Raw genomic sequence first — 6,209 nt, 5'->3', positions numbered from 1 at the left:
ACAGACTTTTGCGCCATAACGCTGCCCGCGCATCCCTTCCTACTGATCAACAATGTCAAAGAACTCTAGAGCCGTAGCCCTCTACCTCACAGTCCGCGTCGCCGTCTCCTTGGCGCCGCACCCCGTCGGTGGAGGCGGGTTATAGGGCCCCTCGCCGGACCTGTAAACACCTTTTTCGAGAAAAAATGCATTTCAACGTCTTTTTTCTCAAAATCGTTTAAATTCAATGACTTGATATTTCGTCCCCAGCCAACCCCGGCACCAAGTCCGGGGGATGTTTCGGACTTTAAGTTGAATAATCGCAAATCGGCCCGGCAAAATCCGGCGCAAACCCGCCATTCCGACCGCAAGAAAAATCCGAACCCCGAATGATGATTCGCCATTAACGCCAATTTTTATCCGGGTTCGACCAGATTACCCCCTGCTCCGATCCGCATCCTTGATCCGGATCAGATGATCGATGGCAATTTTGATGCTTTATATATGGTGTGTGCGGTGCAATGATCGCGTGTCGGGACAGAACCGGTATCAATGCCCGGACAATGAAATTGCCATAAAACCGGACGGGATACGCAATATTGCCAATTGGCCTTTGAAAAGATGGACAAAAGGCAATATGTGAACCTTTCTTTTACATAATGACCTGATTATGGGGCGAGATAACAGTGCCTGAACGGCATTAGGGGACCGAAGGAAGATGATGAGACTGCGACATTCATTTATTTGTGCAGCCGCACTTGCAAGCCTTGCGCTTGCCGGGTGCTCCGGTTCGAACCTTGTTCCGAATACCGCATCAGGTGGCGGCTCCGACAGCAAGGGCGGCGGTCAGCCGATCCCGTCCTTTACCCAGTTCACCGATATTCCGATGCCATCCAATTCATCCCTGGATATGGATCGCAGCATCATTTTCGGGGCATCCGATGCCTGGCATGGCCGCCTCGTGATGAATTCCGGTGGCACACCCGCCCAGATGTATGACTTCTACGAACGCGAAATGCCCAATTTCGGCTGGAGCAAGGTCACCGTCGTGCGGGCCGATATTTCGGTCATGGTCTATGACCGCGAAAGCCGCGTTGCGACCATCAAGCTGCAGGGCGGATCCTTTGCCGGATCGACGGTGGATATCACCGTATCGCCCAAAGGCTGATTACAGCCTGACCTGACCTGAAAAAGACCAAACAAAAAGGGCGCCCGATGGCGCCCTTTCGTATTTTGATATCGCAATATTAATCAGCGGGTGCCAAACAGACGGTCACCGGCATCGCCAAGGCCCGGCACGATATAGGCCTTTTCATTGAGCTTCTCGTCAAGGCCCGCGGTATAGACCGGCACGTTCGGATGCGCGTCATGGAAGACTTTCACCCCTTCCGGGGCCGCGACCAGCGCCATGAAGCGAATGTCTTCGTCCTTAACGCCATATTTGTTCAGCGTATCAATCGCCGCCACTGCCGAGTTGCCGGTTGCCAGCATGGGGTCAACCAAAATGAAGGTACGGCCTTCGACTTCGGGCAGCTTCACCAGATATTCGACTGGCATGTGGGTTTCGGGATCGCGATACAGGCCAATATGACCGATGCGCGCGGACGGCATCAGTTCGATCAGGCCATCGGCCATGCCAAGACCGGCGCGCAGGATCGGCACAACGGCCAGTTTGCGGCCCTGGATCATTGGCGCCTTCATCGGGCAGATCGGGGTGACGATGTCTTCATAGCTGACCGGCAATTCGCGGGTGATCTCGTAGCCCATCAGCAGCGCAATTTCCTTTAGCAACTGGCGGAAGGTCTTGGTCGAGGTATCGACCTTGCGCATATGCGTCAGTTTGTGCTGGATCAGCGGGTGATCGAGAATATGAAGATTGGGAAAATCGTTCTGTGTGGTCATGTTTCTGCCAACCATCCTGATGTGCAAAGCGGCCCGCGTGGCACGTCACGGCTTTGCTTTCCGAAAAACTCTGGCGTACCGCCTAAAGCCTTTGCCCTGAGATGGCAAGTAGAATGCCGCAAAGACGGCGCAAAAACAAACCCGTTCATCAGAAAACGGAAAGGGCCGATGCAGCATCTGCACCGGCCCCGGTATCGTATCTTGCGACACTATATATATGTGTCAGTTGACTTCGCGGTCATTGGGTTCGGCCCGGACAGGGAAACCTTCAAGATTCTGATCCTTTTTGACCGCAACCGCCTTGTCGCGTGCTTCCTTCATGGTCGTGTATCTGCCAACCCGGACATAATACCAGGTGGCATCACCTTCCGGACCACGGGCAACAACCGCAACCTCAAGGCCAAGCTTGCGCAGTTCCTCGGCGCGCTGGCTGGCATTTTCATGTACCTTGAAGGCACCGACCTGAACCGAAAATGGTGCCGCCGCCCCCGAAGAGGCTGCTTTCGGGGTGGATGTCGCAGCCGGTTCGGGCTTTTCCGGAACGGCCGCGGTTTCAGCCGGGACCGCCGGGGCCTCTGGCGCGGGCGGTGCGGTTTCGGCCGCGTCCGATGACTTGATTTCCGGCGCCTGCAATTTGCGCGGGGCATTTGCCGTCTGCTCGGCACGGGCCGCGGCCTTTTCGGCGTCGCTCATTTCCGGGGCAGCCGGGGCTTCCGGCGTCGTGGTATCGCTTTCGGCATCCCCCGTATCCTCGGTGGTCGATGCTTCACCATTTTCCGTGGTATCAGAAGAACCATCGCCCTCAAGGGCCGCACTGCGTTCGGCAATCAGATCACCGACCGGATCATCTGTTGCCGGGGCTGCCGGAGCAGAAGGTGTTGCAGATGGCGTTGCCGTCCCCGATGCACCGCCCGGAATATTGCCGGTCGTTCCGGCCTCGGGCAAGGCTGTCGATCCCGCCGGTTCCTCCGGCAGGGTTGCAAGGATTTCCGCCTGTCCGGCCGGTTTTTCATTGGCTGCCATCTGTTCGTCAGGGTCCATGAACAGCCCTGCGCCGACCAGCATGCCGACAAAGAACAAGACCAGACCGAGCATGCCGGCACCGGTTGCGAGACCCAGTAAGGTTTTGCGATCCATTTCTGCTATCCGCCCATTTTGTGACTGTCGATGACGCCCGCCGTCCTCGCCATGGCCATTGCGGCCATAAATAAACGCCGGTAAGGGCGCGTCTTTCTGCGGTTCCGGTTTCGGGTCCGCATGCAAATCGGTGCGGTTGTTTTCGTCTTCGCCAGCCATTTTTTGCCGGTCCTTTACGACTGATTACCTGTAAATATCGTGGGCATCCGTCATGGTGATGTCACACCATCACGGGCTACCCTGCTTCTTTTAGGGCACAGGCCGTTTATAAAACGCTAAAAACATGCGTGCCTGTCGCGCCTCGATATGCAGATTGCGGATGTCATGAAACTTTGGCGATTTCAAAGCACGGATGTCACAAACCCGGCATGCAGGACAAAAAAAGGGAGGCTGGTATATAGCCCGGAATTGTCCCGCACAATTTCCGGATACCAGCCCCCTCGAGTGAGAGAGATCGACCTTCGGGGAGAGAGAGTCCCGAAGAACAGTGGTCATCAGGTACGCCATGTGAGCCTGATGACCCGTCGCAAACGACGTTGCCGTCTGCATTTGACAAACACAGTCATAGAGCATCAAAAAACTAATTGCAAACGATTATCACACACATTCGCAAATTTTTTTGTGTTTTTTCAATAGCCCCTGAAAATCATGGGGATTTTCAAACCCTCATGGCTGTTTCAATCCCATATATAAAATACTGTATACCGCGAAAAACATGGGCTTGGCGGCAACAGCGCTATTGTGTTTGCTCCCAAGCTCTGTTTGGATCAGTGCAATTACCCCTTAAGAGGTAGTCCGGGGAACGAAGCACCAAAAGAACCATAAAAAAAACTGGCTCTGGAGTGTAATGAATGACGGGAGATAAAGCCGCGAAGACGGCTATTGCAGGGGGTGCCACGGGCCTCCTGACGTTACGGCGTATTTTGCTCGTAACAGGTTTGCTTTTATCGGGTGCAGTTACATGGATGTTGCTGTGGACCGGGGATACCTATCGAAACTTTGCCGTCGAGACGCTGAACAATTCGGTCGGCGGCACGGTCAATTTCTTTGTCCGGTCACGCGTGGCACAGGATTACGGCGACCGGGTCACCCCCATTGTCAATGAATGGTCGCGCCTTGGCAGTCTGGTCAAAAGCTATCAGGATAACGATCAGGCCCGCATGAAGGCCGAACTTAACATTCTTTCCAATGCCAGCCAGGTCGTTCAGGGCGAACTGGTTCTGGTCGAAACCATCGCCTATGACACCGATTTCAACCAGCTTGCGACCTCGGATGCCAATCTGGGTGCCAGTGTGACCGATGATCCGGCGGTCATGGATTACCTTAAAACACGTGACAAGGCCGATGCCCGCAAACCGGTGACCTATATGTGGGCAACACCAGCCGGCAAACCGGTTTTCAGCACCATTGTTCCGGTCGGCGGTTTTCGCGCCGTCGGCTTTATGGAAGTGATCACCGATCCGCTGCCGACCCTGGCCGGGATCGGCAAGGTTCTGGGCGGCAATTTCCGCATTCTGGGCAGCGACGGCAATGTGCTGTTTGAAAGCCTTGAAGACGGGGACGCCAGCGAAGGCGGCGAAGCCCTGGCCCCAACGGCCGATAGCGATGCCCCGACAGAGGCAGAAGCAAAACCGGCTGAAACAGCGGGCGGCACGCACCGTGCCACCGTCGATATTTCGGTTGGAAACGGCCGGGGCGGTGTCTGGGCGACCGCCACGTTTGACCGCGATATTACCGACTTCTATTCCCAGACCGACGATCTTCGAACGCTGTCGATCGAAATTCTGGTGGCCGTTCTTCTGGTCGGCTGGATCGCTGGCTGGATATTGCTTCGGACCACGGTATTTCGCAATCTGCGCGCCTTTGCCGGGGCGATGACATCAATCTCGAACGGGGACACCAATGTACGTCTGCCCCGCGTCGGGTCCGATGAAATCGGTGAAATGCGCAAGGCTCTTGTCGGCCTGCGTGAAGCCGTGCGTCAGGCGATGATCCTGCAAAACATGGTCGAAAACACCCCGACCATGACCGCCCTGATCACGCCCGAAGGCGAACTGACATATCTTAATGCCAGTGCGCAAACCTATGTCGGCGGCGATGCCAGATCGGTTTCGGGCGACTTCCTGAAAGTCGGTGAGGAATTCCAGAAACGGCTTTCCAATCCGGCCAACCTGCCCTTTACCGAGGTGGTCCAGACCGAACGCGATCACCTTGAACTTCTGGCAGCCCCGGTGCGTGATAAGGACAATGTCCTTCTGGGCACCATGCTGGCATGGAACGTGGTGACCGAACGCGAAGAAAGCCGCATCGCGGTTACCGAAATGATGGCCGAGGTCGCCCGCGTTGCGCAATCGGTCACCGAACAGTCCGAAGGGCTTCTTGGCCTTGCCCGTGATCTGACCAGCCAGTCGGAAAACACGGTAGATCAGTCGGGCAGCGCGCTTGACGTCTCGCGCGAGGCGGCAAGCAATACCCAGAACGTCGCCACCGCGGTCGAGGAACTGTCATCCTCCATTGCGGAAATCAACCGTCAGGCAACAGAGGCCGCAGACGTGACCAACCGGGCACGCTCCGAGGCCGAAGAAAGCCAGCGCAATATCGTATCGCTTGAAAAGGCAAGTTCGGAAATCGGATCGATCATTGATCTGATCAACGATATCGCGCATCGCACCAAGCTTCTGTCGCTCAATGCGACCATCGAAGCCGAACGTGCGGGCGAACTGGGGCGCGGCTTTGCCGTTGTCGCAAACGAGGTCAAATCGCTTGCCGATCAGACCGCGAGTGCAACCGGCCAGATCGGCGATCTGACCACCGCGATCCAGCAGGAAGTCCAGAAAGCCGCCCATTCCATCAGCACGGTGGGCGACGTTATTCATCAGGTCAACGACATCCAGTCGACCATCACCCATTCGGTGGATGAACAGCGTCGTGCCACCAGCGAGATTTCGGAAAACGTGCAGCGTATTGCATCGGGGGCCGGATCGATGGACCAGATGATCCGGTTCGTGAATGACGGTGCGCAAAGCACGGGCCGCTCGGCCCATGACCTCAACACCGCCAGCCGCGAACTTTCCGACATGGCGCGCAATCTTTCCGAGCGCATGAAGGAATTCAGCGAACGGATGAAACTGACCTGATCAAAGCCTGCCTCAAACAGGCGACGACACAAAAAGGCGGCGCCTCACGTGCCG

At 56.2% G+C, this 6,209-nt stretch carries 4 protein-coding genes; 2 read left to right on the top strand and 2 right to left on the bottom strand.

Annotated features, from left to right (window positions below; genetic code table 11):
- Positions 1-697 precede the first annotated feature (697 nt).
- A complete protein-coding gene (locus AUP42_RS09925) occupies positions 698-1,147 on the top strand; it encodes a hypothetical protein (RefSeq protein WP_231858228.1) in 450 nt (149 codons plus the stop codon).
- Between the two features lie 83 nt (positions 1,148-1,230).
- Here AUP42_RS09925 and upp read toward each other — a convergent pair whose 3' ends face one another.
- Together upp and AUP42_RS09915 are read right to left on the bottom strand one after the other, a co-directional pair.
- Positions 1,231-1,881: a uracil phosphoribosyltransferase gene (gene upp, locus AUP42_RS09920; protein ID WP_062951457.1), complete on the bottom strand. Its 651-nt coding sequence runs from the start codon at positions 1,879-1,881 to the stop codon at positions 1,231-1,233.
- Between the two features lie 222 nt (positions 1,882-2,103).
- Positions 2,104-3,177: an SPOR domain-containing protein gene (locus AUP42_RS09915; RefSeq protein WP_062951454.1), complete on the bottom strand. Its 1,074-nt coding sequence runs from the start codon at positions 3,175-3,177 to the stop codon at positions 2,104-2,106.
- Positions 3,178-3,869: 692 nt separating this feature from the next.
- On the opposite strand from AUP42_RS09915, the gene AUP42_RS09910 reads away from it, so the two are divergent.
- Positions 3,870-6,155 (top strand): methyl-accepting chemotaxis protein, encoded by a 2,286-nt coding sequence (locus AUP42_RS09910; RefSeq protein ID WP_231858227.1) that lies wholly within the window; start codon positions 3,870-3,872, stop codon positions 6,153-6,155.
- Positions 6,156-6,209 lie beyond the last annotated feature (54 nt).

The sequence above is a fragment of the Thalassospira lucentensis genome (genome assembly GCF_001613805.1).
GTDB classification, from domain to species: domain Bacteria; phylum Pseudomonadota; class Alphaproteobacteria; order Rhodospirillales; family Thalassospiraceae; genus Thalassospira; species Thalassospira lucentensis_A.
This window is presented reverse-complemented; position numbering and strand designations above follow the sequence as displayed.